This is a genomic window from Burkholderia sp. AU38729 (genome assembly GCF_020419725.1).
In the GTDB taxonomy this organism is placed as follows: Bacteria; Pseudomonadota; Gammaproteobacteria; order Burkholderiales; family Burkholderiaceae; genus Burkholderia.
This window is the reverse complement of record NZ_JAIZQO010000001.1, coordinates 1068328-1093501: the sequence shown is the minus strand read 5'-3', so window position 1 is coordinate 1093501 and position 25174 is coordinate 1068328. Positions and strand designations below refer to the sequence as shown.

Below are 25174 nucleotides of genomic sequence, written 5' to 3'. Positions count from 1 at the left end.
CGGTTCATGACATCTTCAGCGCTCGGGTTCGCGTGGCGGCCCGTACGCGACGAAATCGCGCTCGATCGAGGACGCCTGCTCTGTCTCGACCGTGCCGCCGCGTGCGCCGGCTGCGTCGTCCGGAGCCGGCACCGACGCCGTTGCGGCCGGCGGTTCGGCGCGCCCGTCGATCAGCGCCTGCAGCGCATCACGTTCGAGCACTTCGCATTGCAGCAGCCGGCGCGCGATGCGTTCCAGCGCATCGCGACGTTCGCCGAGCGTCGCCGCGACGCGCGCATGCGCGTCGGTCAGCAACGTATGCACCTCGTCGTCGATCATCCGCGCGGTGTGCTCGCTGCAGCGGCCGTCGCCCGCATGCCATACGCCCGGCATGCCGGTACGCGTGTCGCCATCATCGAAAGTCACCAGCCCGATCTTCTCGCTCATCCCGTACTGCATGACCATGTGGCGCGCCATCGCGGTCGCGCGCTCGAGATCGTTCTGCGCACCCGTCGACACGTCGCCGAACACGAGTTCCTCGGCAGCGCGGCCGCCGAGCAGCGCATCGATCCGGTCGAGCAGCTCGCTTCGACGCAACACGTAGCGATCCTCGGTCGGTACCTGCTGCGTATAGCCGAGCGCCGCGACACCGCGCGGAATGATCGACACCTTCTTCACCGGATCGCAATGCGCGCGGCTTTCCGCGACGAGCGCGTGGCCGGCTTCGTGATACGCGATGGTCAGCTTCTCCTGTGCATTCATCACGCGGCTCTTGCGCTCGAGGCCCGTCAACGCACGGTCGATCGCCTCGTCGAAGTCGGCCATGCCGATCGCCGGCTTGCCGAGTTCGGCCGCATGCAGCGCGGCCTCGTTGACGACGTTCGCGAGATCCGCGCCGACGAAGCCCGGCGTGCGCGATGCGAGTTCGCCGAGATCGACGTCGGCCGCGAGCTTCACGCGCTTCACGTGCACGCCGAGGATCTGCCTTCGGCCATTCACGTCGGGCCGGTCGATCGCGATGTGGCGATCGAAGCGGCCCGGCCGCAGCAGCGCGGGATCGAGGATCTCGGGCCGGTTCGTCGCGGCCATGATGATCACGCCGGAGCCGGCCTGGAAGCCGTCCATCTCGACGAGCAACTGATTGAGCGTCTGCTCGCGTTCGTCGTTGCCCGACATCGGGCCGACGCCGCGCACCTTGCCGAGCGCATCGAGCTCGTCGACGAACACGATGCACGGCGCCTTCTGCTGCGCCTGCTCGAACAAGTCGCGCACGCGCGCCGCGCCCACGCCGACGAACATCTCGACGAACGCCGAGCCGCTGATCGAGAAGAACGGCACGGCCGCCTCGCCGGCCACCGCGCGCGCGAGCAGCGTCTTGCCGGTGCCCGGCGCGCCGACCACGAGCACGCCCTTCGGAATCTTGCCGCCGAGCCGCTGGTAACGGTCGGGGTTGCGCAGGAACGCGACGAGCTGCTGCAGCTCGGCCTTCGCTTCGTCGATGCCCGCGATATCGTCGAACGTGATGCCGGTTTCCTGCTGCACGTACACCCGCGCCCGGCTCTTGCCCATCCCGGTGAAATCCTGCAGCCCGCCGCGCCGGCGCAGCATCATGTTCCAGATGAACACGAACAGCACGAGCGGCAGCAGCCACGACGCCAGCGATGCGATCCAGCTCGTGTCGGACGCACCGTGATAGCGGATGCCGGCGGCGGTCAGCGTGTCGGTCAGGTGCTCGTCGGTCACGCGGTTGGTCGTGAAGCGCCACGGCGCGCCGGCCTGCCGCACGGCCGCGGCTTCGGACGCCGGCAGCATCGTGCCGGCCTGCGGCATCTTCAGCGTGCCCGAGATCGATACGGGGCCGACTTCGAGATCGTCGACGAGCCGGGCGGCGACGAGCTGGTGGAAATCGCTGTACGCGATCGGCGCCGACGTCGGGCGCAGCATCAGCAACTGCGCGGCGAACAGCACGAAGAAGCCCGCCGCGATCAGCAATCCCGGGTAGTCGAATTTCCTGTCCATGGCGTCGGGCCGGACGTGCGCGCTACGCTTGCGTTGCGCGGCACGGCGGACGGGTGCGGGCACGCGCGCAACCGGCGCGCGCCATCGGCGGCCATGCGGAAGCGGCATTCATGCGCGCCATCGTCGCCTCGCTTCATCGCCTCGTTCGTCGCATCAAATGGCTCCGCGGCGACGCCGTCGGCCGGCGCCGCCGGGCAATCCTCGCCCGGGCAGCACGCTGCGACGCGCCGCCCCTGAATCCAGTCTAGTTCGCGCGCGGGCGTCGCGCATGGCCCGGGACGCGCGTCGAATCGTCCGACAAACACCTTTCATCCGCCCCCGTTGCCGCGTTATAGTCGCGTTCATGACATTTTTGTGACAGATGGATCGCGCCAGCCCATCCGTAACCGGGGCCGTTGCTTTCCATCCCGCGGCGCGGCAGCCTGTGCGACGCCGCCGCGCATCACGCCCCCGTCCACCCGCCCATTCGAGGAACCCACGACGTGAACGACACCCCCGATCGCCCCGACGACCTTCCCGCCGATCCCGACCGCCGCCGCGTGCTCGGCGGCCTCGCCGCGCTCGGTGCGGGTGTCGCGCTCAGCGGCTGTGAAACCACCGGAGGCAGCGCGCCGCGTTCGGCCGCCGACCTGCGCATCGACGAAGCGTTGCGCCAGCGCGTGCGCCACATCGTCGTGATCTATGCGGAAAACCGCAGCTTCGCGAACCTGTACGGCGATTTCCCCGGCGTGCGCCATCCGCTTAGCGAGGTGCGCCCCGAGCACGCGCAGCAGCTCGATCGCGACGGCAAGACGCCGCTGCCCGTGCTGCCGAAGATCTGGGGCGGGCTCGTGCCGCAGGCACAGGAAGTGGACGGCAAGCGCTACGCGATCGCCGAGCGCGACATCGACAAGCTGCCGAACGCGCCGTTCCTGATCAAGGACGCGCAGGGCAACCCGCTGCCCAACAGCGTGATCACGCGCGACCTGTGGCACCGCTTCTACCAGAACCAGATGCAGATCGCGGCCGGCCGCAACAACCAGTTCGCCGCGTGGGCCGATTCGGGCGGCCTCGTGATGGGTCATTACCGCAATTCGGCCGACACGCTGCGGCTGTGGAATCTCGCGCGGCAATACACGCTGTGCGACAACTTCTTCATGGCGGCCTTCGGCGGGTCATGGATGAACCACATGTTCCTGATCTCCGCACAGCCGCCGCTGTATCCGGACGCGCACAAGCATCCGCATGCGGCGAAACTGCTGTCGAAGGTCGAAGGCGACGATCCAACCGGTACGCGCCTGAAGCTCGCCGACAATTCGCCCGCGTCCGCGCTCGACGGCCCGCCGAAGTTCGTGGCCGACGGCCCGCTGACGCCGGACGGCTACGGCGTGAACACGATGGCGCCGCCGTACCAGCCGAGCTACGTGCCGCCGCCCGATCCGGGCAACGCCGCGTATGCGGATCCGGCCGACCATCGCGTGATGCCGCCGCAGGGCTATGCGACGATCGGCGACCGCCTGTCGGAAAAGAACGTCGACTGGGCGTGGTACAGCGGCGCATGGCAATACGCGCTCGAGCATCGCGACACGGGCACCGTGCCCGATTTCCAGTACCACCACCAGCCGTTCAACTATTTCGCGAACTACGCGCCGGGCACCGACGCGCGCCGCAAGCACCTGCGCGACGCGGGGCTCGGCGACGCGCCGTCGACCAACCACTTCATCGCCGACATCGACGCGGGCCGCCTGCCGGCCGTCACGTTCTACAAGCCGCAGGGCAACCTGAACATGCATGCAGGCTACGCGGACATCGAATCGGGCGACCGTCACATCGCGACCGTGATCGACCATATCCGGCGCGGGCCGCAATGGGACCACACCGTGATCGTGATGACGCACGACGAGAACGGCGGCTGGTGGGATCACGTCGCGCCGCCGGAAGGCGACCGCTGGGGGCCGGGTTCGCGGATTCCGGCGCTCGTGATCTCGCCGTTCGCGAAGAAGGGCTTCGTCGATCACACGCTGTACGACACGAACTCGATCCTGCGCTTCATCAGCCGCGTGCACGGGCTCGCGCCGCTCGACGGCGTGGTCGCGCGCAACAAGGCGTTCGCCGCGCGCGGCGCGACGCCGCCGGGTGATCTGACGAATGCGCTCGATCTGGGCTAAGCGCCGACTGGCCTGACTGGCCGGCCGCCTGGCTGCTTGAAACGACGACGCCCCGGGCAATGCGATTGCCCGGGGCGTCGTTCATTGCGCGCCTGGAAACGCTACGCGGCGCGGCGCACTGCGTCGCACCCCGCTTGCGCGGCGTGACGCCCTGCCTGCCGCCCGAAGAACGTCGCGTCGGCCAGCGACAGCCCAGAGCTGTACCCGGCGCCCCAGCGCGGCAGCCCGCAGGTCGTGCGGCCCGCCGCATAGAGCCCCGGCACCGGCGCGCGTGTTGCATCGACCACCTGCCCGGTCGGCAGCGTATCGAGCCCGCCGAGCGTGAAGTGCGGATAGAACGCATAGTCGATCCGGCAATCGAGCGCGACGAACGGCGGCTCGATCAGCGGCTGCAGCCATTTCTTCGCCTTGTGGAACAGCGGATCGGTGCCGTCGGCCGCATGGCGGTTGTAGACGTGGATGGTCGCCGTCAGCGTGCCGGCCGGCATCTGCAGGTCGCGTTCGACTTCCTCCCACGTTTCGCCGGCCGCCGCGATGCCGATCCGCGCGATCGCGGGCGGCTCCCGATAGGTGGCCTGATCGACGAGCAGGTAGATCCGGTCGTCGGCCTGATGGAACGCGTGATGGCCCGTGCGGCCGTGATAGCCGTCCTCGTTGATGAAACGCTGGCCGCGCGCGTTCACGAAGATCCCCTTGATCAGCGCTTCGGGCGCGTAGAACGGCAGGCTGACGAAGCCTTGATCCATGTGAATCGCCGCGCCGCCCGCGCTCTGGCCGAGCAGGATGCCCGAGCCGTCGTCGCCGGGGCTGCCGATCGGTTCGTCCGAGCGCAGGAACTGCGGCGCGTGCCGGCGCACCATGTCGCGGTTCATCGCGAAGCCGCCCGCGCACAGGATCACCGCGCGACGCGCCCGTACGAATGCCGTCTCGCCATAGGCGCGCAGCACCACGCCGCGTACGCCGCCGCCGTCGTCGACGATCAACGCGAGCGCGCGCGTGTCGTAGCGCGTCGCGACGCCGAGCGCCGCCACACGTTCGGCCAGCACGCGCATCAGCATCTGTCCGCCGCCCCAGCCCGGCCATTGCGGCGTGTGCCCGCGCGGGCACGGCTTCGCGGCCTCGCTGAACGGCCAGGCTTCCTCGCTGCCCGACCAGATCAGGCAATCGTCGGTTTCCGGTTCGACGATCCGCTCGTCGACGAACGTGTTCTTGTAGGTCAGGCCCTGCGCGACGAGCCAGTCGTGGTGCGCCAGGCTGTCGTTCGCGTAGAGGCGCACTTTCGCCTCGTCGGCGTCGTGGCCGCCGGCCAGCATCAGATAGCGGTACAGATCCTCGGTGTCGTCGGTAAAGCCGGCCTGCCGTTGCGCGGGTGTGCCGCCGCTGCCGCCGAGGTAGATCTCGCCGCCCGACAGCGCGCTCGTGCCGCCGAAGCTCGACGCGCGCTCCACGATCAGCGTGTCGGCGCCGGCGCTCGCGGCTTCGATCGCCGCGCAGGCGCCGGCCGCGCCGAAGCCGACGATCACGACATCGTGTTCGGCGTCCCAACGATGCACGTCGCGGGTATTCAGGGGGTGAGTCAGGGAATAGTCGGATGACATGAGGAATGGGTCAGCGTTGGGGAAATCTGCGCAAAGCGATGGAGGTGGCGAGGGATTGACGCGGACGTTGCCGCAAGCCCCGTTGCCGAGACGGACGTACGACGGGTGCGCGTGCAACGCGCACGTCCGCCTCTCGTCCGGTTGAAGTCGAACCGCGTAAAGCGGGATCGGCGCGCGGCGACTCCACCGTTGCCGTAGCGAATCGCATCCGTACGCCATCGCGCCGCCACGGCTTCCGCGCTGCGCAACGCGCGGCCGCGCCGGTGTCACATGCCGCGCATCGCGGCGAAACCGAAGTGCGACGGATCGATCGGCACGCAACCGGTCGGCAGGCCGTTCACGTCGACCGAACGGCATTGCAGGATGCCGGCCGCATACGGCGGCGACGGGACCTGATCGGCGCCGTATCGCGCCATCGCCATGGCAGCGAACGTGCCTATCGCCAATACGCACAGCTTGCGAGTCGTCAGTCTCATGATCGTCGTCCCCTTCGGTTGTCCGCTGGTGCGGTTCGTGTCCGGCGTGCATCACATGCGGCACCGGATGACTGCACGGTAGCCAGCGCCCGGCCGCCGGCCATCGTCCATCTCGACTAGGGGCAAACGCTGAGCGGACGATTTGCGGCCTGACGCATCGCAACATCGCGCGCCGCGGCTTCGCCCACGCGGAGGAAACGCGGCACGTCGCGCGCCTGCCGCGGCCGGTCGCACGCATCGTCAGACGCATCTCGCACACCGGTCGCTGCGCCGCACCATCCCCGCGCCCTCACGTGACGCGTGGCGGCGTGCCCCGGTGTTTTCCCCGACCGTCGCCCTGCTCCGTATGGATGATGAATCCCGGCCTGCGCGATGCGAACCTGCGCGTCGACGTCGCAATGCCGTCACGTCGGCCCGCCTTGCGCGGCCCACGCGTTCCGTTCTTCCACGGGAGCCCACGCATGACCGATTCCAATCCCCGCCACGCGCTGTACGAACTGGCGTGCCGCTACGCGCAAGCCGTCGACCGGCGCGACTGGCCACGCCTCACCACGCTCTTCACCCCCGACGCCACGCTGGCCGGCCCCGGCTTCCGCTTCGACGACCGCGACGCGATCGTCGCGGGCATGCGCGTGATCGAGCGCTACGAAGCAACCCAGCATCACGTGCACAACCAGCTCGTCACGCTCGACGGCGGCGAGGCCGACGTCGAAACCTACGGCGTCGCCTGCCACGTCTACGTGCGCGACGGCGTGAAGCGCAAGCTCGACTGGGGGCTGCGCTATCGCGATCATTGCGTGGTCGACGGCGGCACGTGGCGCTTCGCCGCGCGTACGCTGCACGTCGACTGGGCCCAAGACCTGCCGCTGGAGGGCTGAACGATGCGCACCTCCGCTCCCCTCGCCGGCCGCACTGCACTCGTGACGGGCGGCGCCGGCGGCATCGGCGCGGCCTGCGCGCATGCGCTCGTCGCCGACGGCGCGGCCGTCGTGCTGATGGGCCGCCGCCGCGACGCGCTCGAACGCACGCAGCGGCAACTGACCGACGCCGTGCCCGGCAGCCGCGTCGCGATCCATGCGGGCGACGCCTGCGACGAAAGCGACCTGCAGGCCGCGCTCGACTGCGCGTGGGCGCTCGACCATCGCCTCGACATCGTCGTGCCGACGGTCGGCGGAGCGGGCTTCCGGCCGCTGCTGCTGCACGACGCCGACACCTTCCGCGCGGAAATCGACCTGAACCTGCACAGCGCGTTCGCCGCGATCCGTCATGCGGCGCCGCGGCTCGCCGACAGCGGCGGCGGCGCGATCGTCTGCATTTCGTCGACGGCCGCACAGATCAATTTCCGCTGGCTGTCCGCGTACTGCGCCGCGAAGGCCGCGCTCGAAGCGCTCGTGCGCGGCGCGGCCGAGGAACTGGCCGGCGCGAGGATCCGCGTGAACGCGGTGCGCCCGGGCCTCACGCGCTCCGAAGCCACCGCGCCGATGTTCGACAACCGCGCGCTCGTCGACAGCTTTCTCGAACAGATCCCGCTCGGCACGCTCGGCGAACCCGAAGCGATCGCGCACGCGGTGCGCTATCTCGCCGGCCCCGAGTCGGGCTGGGTGACCGGCCAGAGCTTCGCGGTCGATGGCGGCCATGAGCTGCGCACCAACCCGCGCGTCGACGACACGATCGCGCAGATCTACGGCACGGCCGCGCTCGACGCGATCAAGGCCGGCCGTGTGCCGGGCGCCGCATGAGCGCGCCTTCTTTCAACGTCAAAGGAATCCGAACGAACATGAATCGAGTCGCAAACAAGGTCGCGCTGGTCACCGGCGCGGCAAGCGGCGTCGGCCGCGCGGATGCGCTGCTGCTCGCCGCGGAAGGCGCGCGTGTCGTGCTGACCGACATCGACGAGGACGCGGGCCGTGCGCTCGCCCGCGAGATCGGCGACGCGGCGCTGTTCGTCCGCCACGACATCGCCGACGAAGCCGGTTGGCAGCACGCGATCGCATCGACGCTCGACCGCTTCGGCCGCCTCGACGTGCTCGTCAACAACGCGGCGATCTGCCCGGTCGGTTCGATCGAGGACACGAGCCTCGACACGTGGCGGCGCGTGATGCGTACCAACGCCGATGGCTATTTCCTCGGCTGCCAGTACGCGATCGGCGCGATGAAGGGCAACGACACGCCGGGCTCGATCGTGATGATGTCGTCGGTCGCCGCGCTCGGCGGGCTGCCGATGATGTGCGCGTACACCGGGTCGAAAGGCGCGGTGACGGCGCTCGCGCGCAGCGTCGCCGTGCACTGCAAGCGCAGCGGCTACCGGATCCGCTGCAATTCGATCCATCCGGACGGGATCTGGACGCCGATGACGCAGGCGCTGATGCCCGATCTCGACGCCGCCGCGCTCGGCATCGGCAGCGATCCGATGGCGCGCATGTGCGACCCGCAGGACGTCGCGAATCTCGTGCTGTTCCTCGCGTCCGACGAATCGCGTTTCGTGAACGGTGCGGAGCTGCGGATCGACAACGCGCAACTGGTGTCGTCGCTGTGACGCGGCTCACTGCCTTCCCGTTCAAAGGAGTCCATCGATGATTTCATTCACCGGCAAGACCGTGCTGGTCACCGGCGGCGGCGCGGGCATCGGCCGTGCGTGCGCGGAAGCGTTCGGCGCGGCCGGCGCGCGCGTCGCGGTAGCCGAGATCGACCCGTCCCGCGCGCAGGACGTGCGCCAGGCACTCGAAGCGGCGGGCGTCGATGCGCTCGTCGGCACCGTGGACGTCACGCGCCGCGACGAGGTCAATGCATTCGCGCGAACCGTCGACGCGCGCTTCGGCGGCCTCGACGTGCTCGTCAACAATGTGGGCGATTTCCTGCAGATCGCGAAACCGTTCGACGACTGCACCGACGACGACATCGCTCGGCTGTTCGACGTGAACCTGCGCCAGGTCTTCCTCGTCACGCGCGCGATGCTGCCGTTGCTGCGCAAGCGCGGCGTGGGCAGCAGCATCGTCGGCGTGTCGTCGATCGAAGGCTTCCGCGCGATTCCGAACTGCACCGTGTACGCGTCGTTCAAGGCCGCGCTGACCGGCTTCACGAAGAGCCTTGCTCTCGAACTCGGGCCGGCCGGCATTCGTGTGAACCAGATCGCCCCCGAAACCACCGAGACGCCGCAGGTGCCCGTCAGCGCGATGGTCGCGGCCGAGCACCAAGAGCACATCCCGCGCTGGATCCCGCTCGGGCGCTTCGGCGCGGCCGGCGATATCGCGGGCGCCGCGCTGTTCCTCGCGAGCCCGCTCGCCGCGTGGGTCACCGGCACGACGCTGCATGTCGACGGCGGCGCGCTCGCGGCGGCCGGCTGGTATCGCGACCCGAACGGCTTCTGGACCAACCTGCCCGTCGTCACGGGCAACGGCTTCAATTTCTGAGCGGCACCGCTCGCCTGTTCATTTCACGCGGCGACATTGCGCCGCTTTCGGAGACATCATGAAGATCCTGATAGTCGGCGGCACCGGCCTCATCGGCGGCCATGCCGCGCTGCACCTGCATGCGCAGGGCAACCTCGTCACGCTCGCCGCGCGCAAGCCGCCCGCACCCGGCAGCGCGCTCGCGCGGTTCGACGTGCTGCTGCGCGACTACGTGGCCGGCAACTTCACGCGCGACGACCTTGCACCGTTCGATGCCGTGGTGTTCGCGGCCGGCAACGACATCCGCCACCTGCCGCCCGGCACCGACGAAGCCGCGCACTGGGAACGCGCGAACGTCGACGCGGTGCCACGCTTCTTTGCGCTGGCGCGCGAGGCGGGCGTGAAGCGTGCGGTGCTGGTCGGCAGCTTCTATCCTCAGGTCGCGCCGGCGCTGGTCGACACGGTGCCGTACGTACGCTCGCGCCATCTCGCCGACGAACGCGTACGCGCGCTCGCGGCGCCATCTTTCGCCGTGTGCAGCGTCAACGCGCCGTTCGTCGTCGGGTCGGTGCCGGGGCTGCGCAACGAGATGTTCGCGGCGTACACGCGCTACGCGCAGGGCCAGTTCGCGGGGCTGCCCGTGTTCGGGCCGGCCGGCGGCAGCAACTTCATCTCGACGCAATCGCTGTCGGAAGCGATCTGGGGCGCGCTGCAGCGCGGCGAAGCGGGCAAGGCGTACCTCGTCGGCGACGAGAATCTCAGCTTCGCCGACTACTTCGCGGCGTTCTTCCGCGCGGCCGGCAATCCGCAGGACGTGCCGTCGCTCGACCAGGAGCATCCGCTGTTGCCCGACATCGCGATCTACACGGGGCGCGGCAATGTCGTGTCGTACGAGCCCGATCCGGCCGACAGCGCGCTGCTGCGCTACCGGCGCGGCGACGTGCAGCGCGCGGTGGACGAAGTCGTCGCGCATTGCCGCGCGCAGTAAGCGAACGGCGCGTGTGCGGGGCCGATGCAAAAACGTCCCGCCGCCGGCGATGCATGCCGGCGGCGGGACGTCAGGATGACTATACGAATGCGAACCGTCAGGCGCCGATGCGCTGCTCGATCTTCTTCATCGTGTCGGTCATTTCGGCCGGCAGGCGCAGCTTCAGCGTATCGAACAACGCCGCATGAAGCTTCAGCTCCTCGCGCCATTCATCGGCGTTCATCGACGTCACCGCATCGAACTGATCGCGCGTGAAATCGAGGCCGTCCCAGTGCAGGTCCTCATACGCGGGCGACACGCCGAACGCATGCTCGCCGCCACCACCGGTGCCTTCGAGACGATCGAGCATCCACTTCAGCACGCGCATGTTCTCGCCGAAGCCCGGCCACACGAACTTGCCGTTCGCATCCTTGCGGAACCAGTTCACGCAGTAGATTTTCGGCAGTGTCGCGCCCGCGCCTTCGAGCTGCTTGCCGAGCTTGAGCCAGTGCGCGAAATAATCGCTGACGTTGTAGCCGCAGAACGGCAGCATCGCGAACGGATCGCGACGCACGATGCCCTGCTGGCCGACCGCCGCCGCAGTGGTTTCCGAGCCCATCGTCGCGGCCATGTACACGCCTTCGACCCAGTCGCGCGCCTCGGTCACGAGCGGCACGGTCGTGGAACGGCGGCCGCCGAAGATGAAGGCGTCGATCGGCACGCCGGCCGGGTTCTCCCAGTCGCCGTCGATCGACGGGCACTGCGCGGCCGGCGCCGTGAAGCGCGAATTCGGATGCGCGGCCTTGCGGCCCGTCTCCTTGCCGATCTCCGGCGTCCACGGGTTGCCCTGCCAGTCGGTCAGCTTCGCGGGCGGCGTGTCGGTCAGCCCTTCCCACCACACGTCGCCGTCTTCCGTCAGCGCGACGTTCGTGAAGATCACGTTCTCGGTGAGCGTCGAGATCGCGTTCGGGTTGGTCTTCACGCCGGTGCCCGGCGCCACGCCGAAGAAGCCGGCTTCCGGGTTGATCGCATACAGTCGGCCGTCGCGGCCCGGCTTCAGCCACGCGATGTCGTCGCCGATCGTCGTGACCTTCCAGCCTTTGAAGCCCTGCGGCGGAATCAGCATCGCGAAGTTGGTCTTGCCGCACGCGGACGGGAACGCCGCCGCGACGTGATACTTCTTGCCGGCCGGCGACGTCACGCCGAGGATCAGCATGTGTTCGGCGAGCCAGCCCTGGTCGCGGCCCATCGTCGACGCGATACGGAGCGCGAAACACTTCTTGCCGAGCAGCGCATTGCCGCCGTAGCCCGAGCCAAAGCTCCAGATCTCGCGCGTCTCGGGGAAATGCACGATGTACTTGACCGGATTGCACGGCCACGGCACGTCCTGCTGGCCGGCTTCGAGCGGATGGCCGACGCTGTGCACGCACGGCACGAACTCGCCGTCCTCGCCCAGCACGTCGTACACCTCACGACCCATGCGCGTCATGATCCGCATGTTCACGACGACGTACGGGCTGTCGGACAGCTCGACGCCGACGTGCGCGATCGGCGAGCCGAGCGGGCCCATCGAAAACGGCACGACGTACAGCGTGCGGCCGCGCATCGAGCCGCGGAACAGGCCGTTGAGCGTCTCGCGCATTTCGGCGGGTTCGATCCAGTGGTTGGTCGGGCCGACGTCGTCGCGCGAGGCCGCGCAGATGAACGTGCGATCCTCGACGCGCGCGACGTCGGACGGATCGGATTGTGCAAGATACGAGTTCGGGCGCTTCGCCGGGTTCAGGCGCGTGAGCGTGCCCTGGTCGACCATCGCCTGGCACAGCGCGTCGTTTTCTTCCTGCGAACCGTCACACCACACGACGCGCTCGGGCTCCGTCAGCGCCGCGATACGCGACACCCAGTCGATCAGCTTGCGATGTTTGACGAAAGCCGGCGGAGCGATCAGCGGGCCGTGTGTTGCTTCGGCCAAAGTGTTTTGCGACATGAGAATGTCTCCAGATTATTGGGCGGGGATGGGGGTTGCGGGGCGAGCCCGCGAGATGGGGTATGCGATTGGAGCGCAGGGTGCGGCGGCGCGCAGGACGGGACGCGCGAGCGGAGCGCGCGTCGATGCCGCGATGCGTGCGAGAGAAGGTGATGTCTCTTTAGTAATTGCGAACGCGAGTTTCGCCATACAAGCAACCTGCCGTACAACTCCATGACGGCCAGCATACCATCGCCGTTATTCGGCAAACGTTGCGTTGCAACAAGAAACAACTATGTCGGCGAGCCGGCACGCCGGTTGCATGTGCGTGCTTTTTACAGCGCCAGGGCGCGCGCTTTGGGGACGAAACGGCCAGGACGGCCGTCCGGCAAGGGTTTCGCGGAAGCGGCAAATTTGCCGCGCCGCTCACGCGTGAGGCCCACGCGAGCGCGGGCCGGGCGAATTCACGTTTTCGCTACTCAGGCAAACCCTGAATTAGGTTGCGTACACAAACATCCGACGTGAGCGTGTCGCAAGCACCCCTGCTCAAAACGGCGCGCCGGGCAATCCGGGGTAATACGCGCCTGCCGCCATCCCGCCGTCGACGGCCAGCTCGGCGCCGTTGCAGTACGACGCTTCGTCGCTCGCGAGGAACAGCGTCGCGCGCGCGATTTCGTCCGGCAGGCCGACGCGTTGCAGCGGCACGTTCGCATAGTGCTGGTTGATTTCCTCGAGCGGCGCGCCGGTCGGGTTCGACATCGTGGTGTTCACGCCGCCCGGATGAATCGAATTCACGCGCACGCCCTGATGGCCGAGTTCGAGCGCCGCGACCTTCGTCAGCCCGCGCACGCCCCATTTGCTCGACACGTACGCGGCCAGCGCGTTCACGCCGCGCAGCCCGTCCACCGACGAGATGTTGACGATCGACCCGCTCTTCTGCGCGATCATGCGCGGCGCGATGGTCCGGATGCCGACGAACGTCCCGACGAGGTTGATCGACACCGCGCGCTCGAAATCGCGTTTCGACAGCTCCGTGATGCCGCCGAACGTCAGCACGGCTGCATTGTTGACCAGTACGTCGATCCGGCCGAACTGCTCCATCGTCGTGTCGGTCACGCGCACCCAGCTCGCTTCGTCGGCGACGTCGAGCCGCACGAAGCGCGCCGCGTCGCCGAGCTCGCGCGCGAGCGCTTCGCCTTGCGCATCGAGCACGTCGCCGATCACGACGCGCGCGCCTTCCTCGACGAACAGCCGGCACGTTGCCGCGCCCATGCCACGCGCACCGCCCGTGACGATCGCTACCTTTCCTTCCAGTCGACCCATGTCGTCCTCGCTTCGATTCCGGATTGCCGGCTACCGCACTACGCCCATGCGCGGGTTTGCCGTCCCATGTTTCGCGCGCGGCCCCAGTGCCGCGCACCTTCGATTCCCGCCTTCAACCCCAGTACGCCTGCCCGCCGTCGAGCGGCAGCGTCGCGCCCGTCAGGTAGGCGGCATCGCGACTCGCCAGAAACACGATCGCGCGCCCGATGTCCTGCTCGCAGTCGCCGACGCGGCCGAGCGGAATCGTGCGGAAAAACGCCGCGGCTTCCTGCGGATTTGCGTCGACCCAGCCTTTCAGGCCCGGCGACAACGCATGCGGCGCGACCGCGTTCACGCGGATGCCGTCCACGCCCCATTCGCAGGCCGCCGCGCGCGTCAGCGCACGAATCGCCTCCTTGGTCGCCGCGTACGTGCCGTAGCCGGACGCATCCCAGCGCACCGCGGCCGACGACGCGAAATTGACGATCACGCCGTCACCCTTCAGATGCGGATGGCACGCGCGCATCATGCGCAGCGTCGCGATCGGCCCCGATTCGAGCCCCGCCAGGAAACTCGCGTCGGTCACGTCGAGCAAACGGCCGAGCGGCACGACCTGCGCGTTGTTGATCAGGATCTGCACGCCACCGAACCGCGCGACGACGTTGTCGACGCATTGCGCGATCTGCGTCGCGTCCATCACGTCGCACACGAACGGGTCGGCCACGCCGCCGCGTGCACGGATCGCCTCGCAGGTCGCGAGCAGTTTGTCGAGGGTGCGACCGACCACCGCGACGTGCGCCCCTTCCGCCGCGAGCGCCTGCGCGACGCCCTGGCCGACGCCCTGCCCCGCGCCCGTCACGAGCGCGACCTTGCCTGTCAGGATGCCCATGCGTGCTCCTCAGGCGACGATCGCCGGATGCGCCTGCACGGGGCCGCCGAGCAGTTCGCGGTAGGAAGGCGGCTGCTTGCCGTCGAGATCGGCGATGCCGTACCGCAGCGCGGCTTCCGCGCCGACGAGCACCTGCCCCGACAACGCCATGCGCTGCGGATCGCCGTGGATCGCGTGAATCACGCGGCCCGTGAATTCGGGGCTTTCCGCGACGAGCGAGAATTCCTTGTACAGATTCGGGTGTGCTTCCCACACGCGCGTCGTGCGCTCGGTGCGCAGCGGGCCCATCCAGATCGACACGGCCGCGACGTCGAACGGCTTCAGGTCGACGGCCATGTCCTTCGCGAACTTGTCGACGCCGGACTTCTGCGCGCCGTAGGCCGCGCCGTGCATGTAGCAGCTCGCGCCGAACGACGACGTGAATGCGATCAGCCCGCTGCGGCGCCGCGCCATCAGTCGCGCCGCGTGCCAGCTCGCGACATAGGCCGAGCGCAGCCCGACGTCGAGGATGTTGACGAGATCGAGCGACTTCTCCCAGAACGGGCCCGGCAGGATCAGCTGATCGTGCAGGTAGGTCGCGTTGTTGACGAGGATGTCGAGCCGCCCGCTTTCGCGTTCGACACGCTCGAACAGCGCCTTCACCTGTGCGTCGTCCGCGTGGTCGCAGGCCACCGCGATTCCGCGCCCGCCGAGCGCATCGATCTCGCGTGCGGTCTCGTGGATCGTGCCGGGCAGCGGCGCATCGCCTTCGTTCTGCGAGCGGCCCGTTACATAGACGGTCATGCCGGCCGCGCCGAGCGCGCGCGCGATGCCCTTGCCCGCGCCGCGCGAGGCGCCTGTCACGACGGCGACCGGCGCCTCGTGGTTCTGTGTCATGTTCGATGTCTCCTGTGGAATGTGCTGGGCGCCACGTGGATGGCGTTCGCGTGCGTCAGGCGGCCGCCGGCGCGCCGGCGAACAGCACGCCCGGCGCGTCGCCTTCGTAGCGGGCCGACAGCGTCGACGTGACGACGCAGCGCGTGCCCGCGATCTTCCATTCGCCGTCGACCTTCCGGTATGCATCGTCGTAGTACGCGCCGAGCTGCGTGAGCGTGCGCGCATTCGTGTCGATCATCTGGTAGTGCAGGCCCCACGTGCCGCGTGCATGCGTCGCGTCGAGCACATCGATCTCGGGATTCACGCCGTGGTGCATCTCGACGATGTGCGGATGGCAGCCCAGTTGCGCGAAGACGTCGACGAGCGCGTCGCGTGTATCGAACGTGCCGATCCGGCCGTAGTCGATCTGCACGGGGCCGGGCGCGAAGCAGTCGCGCATCCCTTCCGGATCCTTGCGGTCGCAACAGGTGAAGTAGCGCGCCTTCAGCCGGCGGATTGCGTCGGCGTCCTCGAGCCGGCGCACGCGCGCTTCCAGCGATTCGATGAGGGTCATCCTGTCTCCTTGTTCGGTGCCTGCGCGGTTCGAACGCCGCGTCGATGCCACGTTACCGCCGCGCGATGGGCCGGCCATCACCCGTTCGGATGAAATCCGCAATTCGTTTCGGCCGCGCTGTTGGCGCGTGTCTACGGCGTTCGTCTGAACAGACGATGTGATGCAGGCGGCTTCGTTCCTACTATCGAACGACACCACCACGAGACCCGGCGATGGACGACACGACCCGCACGCTCCACGAGTACGAGCAGATCCGACAGTTGAAGTACCGGTATTTCCGCGCGGTCGACACGCACGATTGGGCACTGCTCGCCGATTGCCTGACCGAAGACTGCGAGGCGCGGCTGTATGGCGGCCGCTATGCGTACGATGGCCGCGACGCATTCGTGTCGAGCCTGCGCGCGCTGATCGGCAAGCCGACCTTCCTGACGATGCATCACGGCCATCACCCCGAGCTCACGCTGGTGTCGGCCGATCACGCGTGCGGCGTGTGGTTTCTCGAGGATCACGCAATCAATCTTGAGGATGACTACCTTCTGCACGGCACCGCGTTCTACGACGACCAGTACGTGAAACGCGATGGCGTGTGGCGCATTCACGCGACGCGCCACGAGCGGCTGTTCGAAACCGTCACGTCGCCGATTCCACCGTCGTTCACGCTGACCGCGAACCGGTTCGCGCCGGATGCGCATCGGACGGCCGGATCGACAGAAGCCGCTTCCTGAATCCCGGCGGCGATGCCGCCGATCCTGTCATTTCCTTCTGGAGCCGGAGCAATGGAGAAAATTATTTACGTGTTGTGGCGCGATACGCAGGCCGCGCCCGATCAGTGGAGCCGCACGGTGCGCGCTCAGCTCGCCGACAAGCTGCTGTCGCTCGGCGCGCACGGCGTGCAGGTGAACGTCACCGATGCGGATGTCGCGCCGGCCGCCGGCTTGAAGCAGACCAACACGCACCCTGCCATCGACGGAATCGTCGCGGTGTGGGTCGATAGCGCGAATGCGATGTTCCGTCAGCCGTTCGACGACGCGGTGCGCGCCGTGGTCCCGCACATGGCGGCGTATCTCGTCACCGAGTCGCAGCCGATTCCGAATACGCGCTTTCCGGCGCGGCCGGGCGAGCGGACGATGGGTTTTTCGCAGCTCGCGTTTTTGAAGCGGCCGCCGCGGCTGACGCACGAAGCGTGGCTAGACGTGTGGCACGGGCATCACACGCGCGTCGCGATCGATACGCAGGACAATTTCCTGTATGTGCAGAACGTCGTCGTGCGCGCGCTCACGCATGCGGCGCCGGGGTACGACGCGATCGTCGAGGAATGCTTCCCCGCTGCGGCGATGAGCGATCCGCATGCGTTCTTCGATGCAGTCGGCGATGACGAGAAGTTTCAGCGGAACGTGGCGGAGATGATGGACAGCTGCGGGCGCTTCATCGATTTCGACAAGATCGATGTGGTGCCGACGAGTCAGTATGTGGTAAAGGCTGTGCGGGGGTGAGGTCGGGGGATCGCTTTGTGCGGTCGCCTACGTCTGGATTGATTGCGGTTTTACGTTACGGGCCGGTGGAGCGCTTGTGCGCATCGCCGGCTTGCTTTTTGCTGCTTTGCGAATTTCCGCGGTTGGCGTTGATCGACCTGGAACGGTCCCTGCTGGCCACGGGGAGCCGCCGTTCGTCGTGGTTACGCAGCTTTCCCGGCCCTCTTCAATTCACTCGAACCTGCTGAAATCCACGTCTTCCTTGACGAACTTCCCCATCGACAGGAGTGCGCTTTCGACGTCCGCGACGACGTGCGCGTTGTCGAACGTCGCCGTGACGAACAATCCCCAGATATCGTCGTCTATTTCGTAGTTGCCGCGGGCATACGTCCAATAGCTGAAGTAACGGTCCTGGGACAAGGCGACCTCGGGTTCGTCAAGGCCATCCGGATGCGGAACCTGGACCGAATGCAGTGCGTCTTGCAGGATCGCGGCGACGTCTGGAAAATCCGCTGCGCGATGGTCGTCGAGTACCTCGACCAGAAGATCGCTGCCGTGAAATACCGGCCGAACGCGGAATCGAATGAGGTTTGTCATGGTTCGTCTTTTTGCGTTGACCGGTCGAATCTGCAACTCGATGCGGTCCTTCAACTAAGGCAGCCAAAGTTTTTTCAGCTCTGTCGTTCGTTGCTCCGTCAGATTGGTCAGACACGACGCTACGATCGCCGCACGCAATGTTCCATGTTGAAAGATGCGATCCTGAACCTGACAGTCAGCATCGCGGAACTTGATCCACTGTCGTTGTGCCGCCACCAACGCAGCTCTCGCATCGGCCCGCTCGGTGTCGGAACCCAAGAGATCAAGGGCGGCCCGGTAAGCGTCGTTTAGCTGCGCGTCAGCTCTAACGAAACCTTGATGCGCACAAGCAGCACTATCGGCACCCGATCCGTCGTCGTGACAAACGGGCGCTTGTGAGTTTGCCATCGTAGTGAAGCTGGCGGCAGCGAGGCAAAGGATCATCGATAGCGTGCGTCTCTTCATTTGGGAGCCTCTGTTCCGTGACGGTTACCGAACGGAAATAACGTGCTTCTGTCTTACTCCGGAACTAGCGCCGACTCGCTGGCGATGCGTGCACGAACGCCGCAATAGCCTCCACGACACCATCCGCCAGTGGCAGATCCGGGTTCGAATAAGCAGCGAGGTTTTCTTGCAGATCCGCCGTGCGGACGGCCTTGAGAACGTGATTGGCGTCGGCGATCAGCGCCATTTCGGCCTGCGGATTGGCTCGCTGTAACAGTTCCGCGTCCTGCACGGGAACCTGGATATCCCGCGCGCCCTGCACGATCAGCACGGGCTTCATGTAATCGGCCAGCAGTGCTGCCGGGTCGATGGTCAATTCGCTCATCAGGAAGCGCTGGACTTGCGGCCTGAACACCTGCATGAGCGCCGGATCGATATCGGTCGCGTCTACCCCATTCCCCGCTTCCAGAGAATCGAGGATCGACAGTGCGTTGTCCAGGATCGGCGCATTTGCAGGGTTCGACCGCAGTTGCTGCCGCAATACGGGCCCGAGCGGACGCCCCGCCGTGGCAAGCAGGATCAGGCCGGCAATGTCGGCCGATTGCCGCGCCGCCAGCAACGCCACCAAACCGCCCTCGCTGTGCCCCAACACCCATACGCTGGAAACACCTGTCCGCGCGCGGATGGCGGCTACCCACGAATGGACGTCGGCCGCGTAGTCGTCGATCACGACATCATTGGCATCCGGTATCGCCGACGCGCTGCCGTACATGCCGCGCTTGTCGATTCGTACCGACGCGATACCTTCTTCGCACAATCCTTCCGCGAGCAACCGGTACGTCGACGCCTGAAGCCAGCTCGGCGCGTCGCCATTTCTGTCGGTCGCGCCCGAGCCCGGCACGATCAGCACCACCGGCATGTCGCCGGTGTCCGGGGACAAGAGCGTGCCTTTCAGCGGGCCAGATGGCCCCGGCGCCTCGATTTCCGTCTGCATGGTTTGCAAAAGCCCCCTGGGAATGAGCTACCGACAATCGCTCCAACGGTGCAGCTCACGGCGCCTTGGCCAACGCCAGAATAGCCGTCACCGCATCGTCCTCGATTCCCTTGATATCCGACGGGAACCGATTCCTTTGCGGTATCAGCACGATGAGCCCCTCGATCTGCGCCGTCACGAGTGCCGCTCGCCGGATGCGCACCGCTTGTGGCAGCGCAGGGTTCACGGCTTCGATGAGCCCGGCGATCACGCCGCGTTGAAATTCATACCCCTCCTCGAGCATCTTCCGCGCGAACTCTTGCGTTTGGGCGAGTGCCCAGAAGTTCACGAACAGGCTTTGGGTCTTGGGCTGCTTTCCGTCTTCGAGCAACAGTCGGACCACTTTCTCCAGACGGCCCTCGGGCGTCAGCGACGTGTCCGCGCGCACGCCGTCGTATGTATTGGCGTACGCTTCCCGCGTCACGGCAAGGATGGCCTCGAAGATATCTTCGCGCGTGGGAAAGTAGTGCTGCAGGTTCGACAGCGCCAACCCGGCTTTTGCCGCGACCTTCCTCATGGTCAGCCCGCCGTAACCTTCGTCCACGAAGATCTCGATCGCACTGACCATAATCTTGTTCACAGCGTGCTTGCCGCGTTCGGTCAAGACGCGCCCGTTATCGAGAGCCGCCCTCTTCAAGAAATCCTCCTGCAGCCCCGTGAGCGCATGCCCGGGGCGATGGTGCTGATGGCGCGCCAGCGCCGCTGATGCCCGGTCGCAGACCAACCACGCCGCATCCGCTCCATGCACGGGGAGTGGTGATATAGGTTGGTCGACCGGATTTTGCAAAACATCGATGCCTGACTCAGGGTCGTGCCGGTTCCACTGCAGAGACCGAAAGGCCGAACCCGACGGCGACATTCTACGCAGGATTGGAAATCCGGGGAGAGGCACCGATGTCGATTGACGAGCCTACACATGACTTGTTCGATACCCGTCACAAAATGGGTCGAGCGACACATTCTCGTCGATGCGCCCGAACGCCCTCGACTCCCCGCTCTCCCGTCCCTTTGCCACGCCCATGACAAAACGTCTATACTTGGACACTCCATCGACCGGCACGCCGAAGCATTCGAACCCGAGCGCGTCCCCGATTCCCCGGCCCAGTTTGCCCGGAGCGACATGAGCGACTACCCCGTTTTCGACACGCTTTGCGATCTGCTGAACACGTCCGGCGCGCGGTTCCGTGTGCTGGAGCATCCGGCCGAAGGGAAATCCGACGCAATCGCCGCACTGCGCGGCACGCGCCCCGAACAGGGCGCGAAGGCGATGCTCTGCACGTTCAAGGATGGTGGCGACACCACCGCGCTCGCGGTGATTCCCGGCCATTTGAAGATCGATTTCCGCAAGGTCGCCGATGCGGTCGGCCGCCGCAAGGCCACCCTCGCGTCGCCCGACCTCGCGGCCACCGTCACGCGCTGCGTGATGGGCGCGGTGCCGCCGTTCGTGTTCGATGCCAGCGTGACGCTCGTCGTCGACCCCGCCCTGGTCGAACGCAACACCGAGATCGCTTTCAACGCGGGCCGCCTCGATCGCTCCGTCGTGCTCGACGCGGCCGACTACGTGCGGATCGCGCAGCCGCTGCTCGCCGACATCACGCGGCCTGAAGCCGCGGAAGGCGAGTAACACGCCGGTTGCCCCTTCCCCCCGCAGTCGTCGCCTCGATCCGAAACCTGACCGCGAAACCATCATGAACACCACCCGGAAACTCGTGCAGTCCGAACAGGCGTCGCTGATCGAACAGGTGCAGCGCATCGCCGAAGGGCTCGGCGCGATGTTCGCGCCGTTCACCGAGGTCGTGGTTCACGACCTGCGCACGCCGAAGCACGCGATCCTCGCCATCCACAACAACCTGTCGGGGCGCGCAGTCGGCGATCCCGCGACCGAGCTCGGCCTCGCCCGCATCGCGGACGACGATTTCCCGCCCGTGCTCGCGAACTACCCGAACCGTTTCGCCGACGGCCGCACCGCGAAAAGCACGTCGATCGGCATCAAGGATTCGACCGGCCGCTATGTGGCCGCGCTGTGCCTGAATGCCGACGTCACGCTGTTCCGCGGCTTCCAGGGCATGCTGAACCAGTTCTGCAGCACGGACGGCGAAGCCGTCGCGGAAACGCTCGATCCGGCCGGCGCGGACGCGATCCGCCAACGCATCGACGCATTCGCGATGCGCCTCGCGACGACACCGCGCGAACTGAAGACCGACCAGCGCCGCGAGCTGATGCAGACGCTGAAGGCCGACGGTTTCCTCGAGGTGCGCCGCGCGATGGAGATCGTGTCGCAACATCTCGGCGTCTCGCGCGCGACCGTCTACAACGATGCGAAATGACGCAGGCGCGATACCCGCGCCGCTTTCCCGCTGACCGATTCCTACGACCACCGGACCACCCATGAACGCTCCGACTCTCCCCACCTACGACGACGTTGCCGCCGCCGCGGCCCGGCTCGAAGGCCATGCGCACCGCACGCCGGTGATGACGTCGCGGACGATCGACGAAGCGCTCGGCGCGCACGTGTTCTTCAAGTGCGAGAACCTGCAGCGCATGGGCGCATTCAAGTTTCGCGGTGCGTTCAACGCGCTGTCGCGCTTCGACGCGGTGCAACGCCGCAACGGCGTCGTCGCGTTCTCGTCCGGCAACCATGCGCAGGCGATCGCGCTGTCGGCGCGCATGCTCGGCATTCCCGCGACGATCGTGATGCCGCAGGATGCGCCGGCCGCGAAGATGGCCGCGACGCGCGGCTACGGCGGCAAGGTCGTGACCTACGACCGCTACACCGAGGATCGCGAACAGATCGGGCGCGATCTCGCGGCACAGCATGGGCTCACGCTGATCCCGCCCTACGACCACCCTGACGTGATCGCCGGCCAGGGCACGGCGGCCAAGGAACTGTTCGACGAAGTCGGCCCGCTCGATGCGGTATTCACGCCGCTCGGCGGCGGCGGCCTGCTGTCGGGCACCGCGCTCGCCACGCGCGCGCTGTCGCCGCACGCGACGCTGTACGGCGTCGAGCCGGAAGCCGGCAACGACGGCCAGCAATCGTTCCGGTCCGGCGCGATCGTGCATATCGACACGCCGCGCACGATCGCCGACGGGGCGCAGACGCAGCACCTCGGCAACCTGACGTTCCCGATCATCCGGCGCGACGTCGACGACATCCTGACCGCGACGGACGCGGAACTGATCGACTGCATGCGCTTCTTCGCCACGCGTATGAAGATGGTGGTCGAGCCGACCGGCTGCCTGTCGCTCGCCGCGGTGCGACGGATGAAGGACGCGCTGCAGGGCAAGCGCGTGGGTGTGGTGATCAGCGGCGGCAACGTCGATCTCGAGAACTTCTGCGCGCTGGTGTCGACGCCGGCATGAACGTCGCGGCGCGCATGAATATTCCGTCATACGCGCCGCATCGCTCCTTCACGTCGCGTTAAGTTTCGCGCCCTAGACTGATGATGTTGTCCCGCAGTCAGTCGTGAAGGAGCCACCATGAAATCGCACGCGATCGTCGCCGCCGCCCTGACGGCTGCTTCCCTTTCGGCGTTCGCTCAACCGGGCGTGACGTCATCCGGTTTCCCCGCCGCGTCGCCGCACGACGCCGTCGCGCAAGCGACGCACCGCTCGCCCGGCGCGTTGCCGCACGCCGGCTTCGTGCTCGCGAAGATCGATCAGAACAATACGCCGCCCGATCGCGGCGGCGACCCGAGCGGCCGTTCGCACTCCGGCATGCGCATGTGACGGCACGCGCCGGGCGCGGTGCCGTGTCCGGCCCTCAGAACGCAGGCAGCGACGGATCGCGTGACGCGAGGATGTCGTCGGTACGCCGCTGCAGCGCGCCGTCGATCGTCTCCGGTTGCGGAATCAGCCAGTAGCGCCCTGCACGTATGCCGTCGAACACCCGCGCGGCGAACGCGTCGGGCGTGAGCCCGTGCGCGTTCAGCATCGCGCGCATCGTGTCGACGAAGCCGCGCACCTCGGGCCGGTCGTGCACCGCGCCGAACGGGTCGTTGAAGATGCCCGACTGCACGGGGCCCGGCGCAAGCAACGACACGCCGACCGGTGCGCCCAACATCTTCAGTTCTCCATACAGCGATTCCGTCAGCGCGACCACCGCGAATTTCGTCGCCGAATAAGGCGACATCAGCGGGCTCGGCAGGAACCCGCCGACCGACGCGGTATTCACGACGCGCGCCGGCAGGTTGCGCTCGAGCATCCGCGGCACGAAGCTGCGGATGCCGTTCAGCACGCCGTGCACGTTGATCGCGAAGCTGCGCTCGAAGCGTTCCGGCGTGATTTCCCAGCTGAAACCGGTCGCCATTACGCCCGCGTTGTTGAACAGCAGATCGACGCCGCCGAAGCGCTGCCACGCCGCTTCCGCCAGCGCGTCGACGGCTTCCGGCCGGCTGACGTCGGTCGGCACGCACAGGACGTCGGTGTCGAGCGTCGCGGCGAATGCGTCGAGCTTCGCCGGGTCGAGATCGGCCAGCACGACGCGCATGCCGAGCCCGGCGGCGTGGCGTGCGAGCCCGCTGCCGATGCCGCTGGCCGCGCCGGTGATCACGGCGGTGCCGCCGTCGAAGCGAATCGAGTTCGTCATGTCAATCAAAGTCCTGTCGGGTCGATGTGGGGATGCGCATACGCGGGAATCACCGGCGGCGGCAGCACCGTGCGGCCGTCGAGCGAGCGCACCGCGAGTTGCTGTGCGAGCGGGAAATGCAGGCTGTGCGTGACGAGGCCCGTGCGTTCGCGCGCCGGCAGGCGGCACAGCGCGAGCGCGGTCTCGGCGAGATACGCGACATCCTCGGTCGGATAGCCTTCGGGGATGTAGCGCGCGGCGCCCGGCGTGCGGATCGCCGTGCTCGGCGCGACCAGATTCACCGCGATTCCGTCGGCTTCGAGTTCGGCCGCGAGCCCCTGCGTGAAGCGCGACAGCGCCGCCTTCGCCGCCGCATAGACGGTCGCGCCGCCCGCGCGCGAGAAATCGTCGAACGGCCGCAGCGGCGGCAGCGCCGTCACCGAGCCGACGTTGACGATCCAGCCGGCGCCGCGGGCGCGCATCAGCGGGATCGCGGCCTGCGCCAGCGCGAACGGAATCCGCAGATAGTGTTCGATCGTCGTGTCGAACATCGTCATCGGCATCGCGTCGACGCACGCGTAGTCGGCCACGCCCGCGTTGTTGACGAGGATGTCGAGGCCGCCGGCGGCTTGCGCCGCGCGCCCGACGAGCGCATCGCGCTCGGCTGCGTTCGACAGGTCGGCCGCCAGCGCGATGGCGCGGCCGCCGGCGGCCTCGATCAGCGCAACCGTTTCGGCAAGCGTGCCGGCGGTCGTCGCCGATTGCGTGAGGCTGCGCGCCGTCACGACGACGGTCGCGCCTTCGGATGCGAGGCGCTGCGCGATCGCACGGCCAATGCCACGGCTGGCGCCCGTCACGAGCGCGCACTTGCCGGCCAGTACGCCGGTTCGGGTCTCGGTCATCGTTGTCTCCTGTGATGTGCGT

General features: G+C 67.5%; 26 protein-coding genes. 12 read left to right on the top strand and 14 right to left on the bottom strand.

Features of this window, described 5'->3' with window-relative positions:
• Positions 1-15: 15 nt before the first annotated feature.
• On the bottom strand, positions 16-1998 hold the full coding sequence (gene ftsH, locus LGM56_RS04845; RefSeq protein ID WP_089498123.1) for an ATP-dependent zinc metalloprotease FtsH: 1983 nt from the start codon (positions 1996-1998) through the stop codon (positions 16-18).
• Between the two features lie 482 nt (positions 1999-2480).
• Here ftsH and LGM56_RS04840 point away from each other — a divergent pair, with 482 nt between their 5' ends.
• Positions 2481-4145 carry an acid phosphatase gene (locus LGM56_RS04840; RefSeq protein ID WP_226203157.1) on the top strand — a complete coding sequence of 555 codons (1665 nt, stop codon included), beginning with the start codon at positions 2481-2483 and terminating at the stop codon, positions 4143-4145.
• A 101-nt stretch (positions 4146-4246) separates the two neighbouring features.
• On the opposite strand, the gene LGM56_RS04835 is transcribed toward LGM56_RS04840, so the two are convergent.
• Together LGM56_RS04835 and LGM56_RS04830 are read right to left on the bottom strand one after the other, a co-directional pair.
• Positions 4247-5743 carry an FAD-dependent oxidoreductase gene (locus LGM56_RS04835; protein ID WP_226203155.1) on the bottom strand — a complete coding sequence of 499 codons (1497 nt, stop codon included), beginning with the start codon at positions 5741-5743 and terminating at the stop codon, positions 4247-4249.
• A 266-nt stretch (positions 5744-6009) separates the two neighbouring features.
• Positions 6010-6219, bottom strand: a complete 210-nt coding sequence (locus LGM56_RS04830) for a hypothetical protein (RefSeq protein WP_124576979.1) — start codon at positions 6217-6219, stop codon at positions 6010-6012.
• 461 nt (positions 6220-6680) lie between these two features.
• Here LGM56_RS04830 and LGM56_RS04825 point away from each other — a divergent pair, with 461 nt between their 5' ends.
• From LGM56_RS04825 to LGM56_RS04805, 5 genes are read left to right on the top strand one after another with little or no spacing between them, the layout of a single operon-like run.
• The gene (locus LGM56_RS04825) at positions 6681-7097 is read left to right on the top strand and encodes a nuclear transport factor 2 family protein (protein ID WP_226203153.1); all 417 of its coding nucleotides are present in this window, start codon (positions 6681-6683) and stop codon (positions 7095-7097) included.
• Between the two features lie 3 nt (positions 7098-7100).
• Positions 7101-7958: an SDR family NAD(P)-dependent oxidoreductase gene (locus LGM56_RS04820; RefSeq protein ID WP_226203151.1), complete on the top strand. Its 858-nt coding sequence runs from the start codon at positions 7101-7103 to the stop codon at positions 7956-7958.
• A 38-nt stretch (positions 7959-7996) separates the two neighbouring features.
• Entirely contained in the window at positions 7997-8755 is a 759-nt protein-coding gene (locus LGM56_RS04815) for an SDR family oxidoreductase (protein ID WP_089496887.1), read from the top strand.
• A gap of 40 nt (positions 8756-8795) precedes the next feature.
• On the top strand, positions 8796-9629 hold the full coding sequence (locus LGM56_RS04810; RefSeq protein ID WP_413226752.1) for an SDR family NAD(P)-dependent oxidoreductase: 834 nt from the start codon (positions 8796-8798) through the stop codon (positions 9627-9629).
• 58 nt (positions 9630-9687) lie between these two features.
• Positions 9688-10596 carry an NAD-dependent epimerase/dehydratase family protein gene (locus LGM56_RS04805; RefSeq protein ID WP_226203147.1) on the top strand — a complete coding sequence of 303 codons (909 nt, stop codon included), beginning with the start codon at positions 9688-9690 and terminating at the stop codon, positions 10594-10596.
• A 97-nt stretch (positions 10597-10693) separates the two neighbouring features.
• Here LGM56_RS04805 and LGM56_RS04800 read toward each other — a convergent pair whose 3' ends face one another.
• From LGM56_RS04800 to LGM56_RS04780, 5 genes are all read right to left on the bottom strand, one after another.
• Positions 10694-12559, bottom strand: a complete 1866-nt coding sequence (locus LGM56_RS04800) for a phosphoenolpyruvate carboxykinase (GTP) (RefSeq protein WP_089496884.1) — start codon at positions 12557-12559, stop codon at positions 10694-10696.
• 525 nt (positions 12560-13084) lie between these two features.
• Positions 13085-13861, bottom strand: a complete 777-nt coding sequence (locus LGM56_RS04795; RefSeq protein WP_226203144.1) for a glucose 1-dehydrogenase — start codon at positions 13859-13861, stop codon at positions 13085-13087.
• A gap of 112 nt (positions 13862-13973) precedes the next feature.
• A complete protein-coding gene (locus tag LGM56_RS04790; RefSeq protein WP_226203142.1) occupies positions 13974-14729 on the bottom strand; it encodes an SDR family NAD(P)-dependent oxidoreductase in 756 nt (251 codons plus the stop codon).
• A 9-nt stretch (positions 14730-14738) separates the two neighbouring features.
• Positions 14739-15605 (bottom strand): SDR family NAD(P)-dependent oxidoreductase, encoded by an 867-nt coding sequence (locus LGM56_RS04785; protein WP_226203140.1) that lies wholly within the window; start codon positions 15603-15605, stop codon positions 14739-14741.
• A 55-nt stretch (positions 15606-15660) separates the two neighbouring features.
• A complete protein-coding gene (locus LGM56_RS04780) occupies positions 15661-16158 on the bottom strand; it encodes a nuclear transport factor 2 family protein (RefSeq protein ID WP_226203138.1) in 498 nt (165 codons plus the stop codon).
• A 212-nt stretch (positions 16159-16370) separates the two neighbouring features.
• On the opposite strand from LGM56_RS04780, the gene LGM56_RS04775 reads away from it, so the two are divergent.
• Together LGM56_RS04775 and LGM56_RS04770 are read left to right on the top strand one after the other, a co-directional pair.
• Complete coding sequence (locus LGM56_RS04775) at positions 16371-16883, top strand: nuclear transport factor 2 family protein (RefSeq protein ID WP_089496879.1); 513 nt, start codon at positions 16371-16373, stop codon at positions 16881-16883.
• 51 nt (positions 16884-16934) lie between these two features.
• The gene (locus LGM56_RS04770; protein WP_226203136.1) at positions 16935-17651 is read left to right on the top strand and encodes an EthD domain-containing protein; all 717 of its coding nucleotides are present in this window, start codon (positions 16935-16937) and stop codon (positions 17649-17651) included.
• Positions 17652-17861: 210 nt separating this feature from the next.
• Here the strand turns inward: LGM56_RS04770 and LGM56_RS04765 are convergent, their stop codons facing one another.
• From LGM56_RS04765 to LGM56_RS04750, 4 genes are all read right to left on the bottom strand, one after another.
• Positions 17862-18227 carry a hypothetical protein gene (locus LGM56_RS04765; RefSeq protein ID WP_226203134.1) on the bottom strand — a complete coding sequence of 122 codons (366 nt, stop codon included), beginning with the start codon at positions 18225-18227 and terminating at the stop codon, positions 17862-17864.
• A gap of 54 nt (positions 18228-18281) precedes the next feature.
• Positions 18282-18671 carry a lysozyme inhibitor LprI family protein gene (locus LGM56_RS04760; RefSeq protein WP_089496876.1) on the bottom strand — a complete coding sequence of 130 codons (390 nt, stop codon included), beginning with the start codon at positions 18669-18671 and terminating at the stop codon, positions 18282-18284.
• A 64-nt stretch (positions 18672-18735) separates the two neighbouring features.
• Positions 18736-19644 carry an alpha/beta hydrolase gene (locus LGM56_RS04755; protein WP_226203132.1) on the bottom strand — a complete coding sequence of 303 codons (909 nt, stop codon included), beginning with the start codon at positions 19642-19644 and terminating at the stop codon, positions 18736-18738.
• A 55-nt stretch (positions 19645-19699) separates the two neighbouring features.
• Positions 19700-20320, bottom strand: coding sequence for a TetR/AcrR family transcriptional regulator (locus LGM56_RS04750; RefSeq protein WP_179254892.1), 621 nt, complete (start codon positions 20318-20320; stop codon positions 19700-19702).
• A gap of 483 nt (positions 20321-20803) precedes the next feature.
• Here LGM56_RS04750 and LGM56_RS04745 point away from each other — a divergent pair, with 483 nt between their 5' ends.
• The 4 genes from LGM56_RS04745 to LGM56_RS04730 all read left to right on the top strand — a co-directional run bounded on the left by LGM56_RS04745 (position 20804) and on the right by LGM56_RS04730 (position 23412).
• Positions 20804-21307: a YbaK/prolyl-tRNA synthetase associated domain-containing protein gene (locus LGM56_RS04745; protein ID WP_089432741.1), complete on the top strand. Its 504-nt coding sequence runs from the start codon at positions 20804-20806 to the stop codon at positions 21305-21307.
• 64 nt (positions 21308-21371) lie between these two features.
• Positions 21372-22010 (top strand): transcriptional regulator, encoded by a 639-nt coding sequence (locus LGM56_RS04740; RefSeq protein ID WP_089496874.1) that lies wholly within the window; start codon positions 21372-21374, stop codon positions 22008-22010.
• A 61-nt stretch (positions 22011-22071) separates the two neighbouring features.
• A complete protein-coding gene (locus LGM56_RS04735) occupies positions 22072-23046 on the top strand; it encodes a threo-3-hydroxy-L-aspartate ammonia-lyase (RefSeq protein ID WP_226203130.1) in 975 nt (324 codons plus the stop codon).
• 117 nt (positions 23047-23163) lie between these two features.
• Positions 23164-23412: a hypothetical protein gene (locus tag LGM56_RS04730; RefSeq protein ID WP_089496872.1), complete on the top strand. Its 249-nt coding sequence runs from the start codon at positions 23164-23166 to the stop codon at positions 23410-23412.
• Positions 23413-23446: 34 nt separating this feature from the next.
• On the opposite strand, the gene LGM56_RS04725 is transcribed toward LGM56_RS04730, so the two are convergent.
• Together LGM56_RS04725 and LGM56_RS04720 are read right to left on the bottom strand one after the other, a co-directional pair.
• Positions 23447-24271 (bottom strand): SDR family NAD(P)-dependent oxidoreductase, encoded by an 825-nt coding sequence (locus tag LGM56_RS04725; RefSeq protein ID WP_226203128.1) that lies wholly within the window; start codon positions 24269-24271, stop codon positions 23447-23449.
• A 5-nt stretch (positions 24272-24276) separates the two neighbouring features.
• Entirely contained in the window at positions 24277-25152 is an 876-nt protein-coding gene (locus LGM56_RS04720) for an SDR family NAD(P)-dependent oxidoreductase (protein WP_089496870.1), read from the bottom strand.
• Positions 25153-25174: the final 22 nt, after the last annotated feature.